Here is a 653-nt window from a genome sequence, read left to right on the forward strand (position 1 = left end):
CAAGGGTCGCGGTTCAGGGTGTTCAGTGACGAGGAGTGGGCGCGGATCGAGCCGTTGCTTCCGTCGAATGCTGGCCGCAAGGGGCATCCGTTTGGTGATAACCGGCGGGTCGTCGAGGGCATCGTCTACCGCTATCGGACCGGGATCGCGTGGCGTGATCTGCCTCGTGATGAGTACGGGCCGTGGCAGACGGTCTGGAAGCGTCATCGCCGTTACGCCGGGGATGGGACCTGGGACCGTGTGCTCGCGCAGATCCTGGCTGAGGCCGATGCTGCGGGGAAGGTCGATTGGACGGTGTCGGTGGACGCCACGATCGCGCGTGCTCATCAGCACGCGACGAACACTAAGCGCCCCGAGCAGGACACAGGGGGCCTCATCGAACTACAAGAATCTGCCGTTCGAGGAGTGTGAACCTGCAGGTCACGGTGTTGGTCGCTCACGTGGCGGGTTGACCACGAAGATCCATCATGCCGTCGATGGCAAGGGTCGCCCGCTGGCGATCGTCATCACCGGAGGGCAACGCAACGACGGGGCGATGCTGGTCGACGTCTTGGCCGATATCAGCGTCCCGCGTATTGGTCGAGGGCGACCGCGGACCAGGCCGGATGCGGTGATCGCGGACCGGGCCTATTCGACCGGCGTGATCCGCAGCG

At 65.1% G+C, this 653-nt stretch carries 1 protein-coding gene and 1 pseudogene; both read left to right on the top strand.

Annotation, left to right across the window (positions count from 1 at the left end):
* On the top strand, nucleotides 1–411 hold a 411-nt coding region (locus ABEA33_RS27315; RefSeq protein ID WP_345530361.1), incomplete at its 5' end, for an IS5 family transposase.
* 16 nt (nucleotides 412–427) lie between these two features.
* Nucleotides 428–653: pseudogene (locus ABEA33_RS27320) on the top strand (transposase); the annotation flags it as partial.

This window comes from Nocardioides endophyticus (assembly GCF_039543845.1).
GTDB classification, from domain to species: Bacteria; Actinomycetota; Actinomycetes; order Propionibacteriales; family Nocardioidaceae; genus Nocardioides; species Nocardioides endophyticus.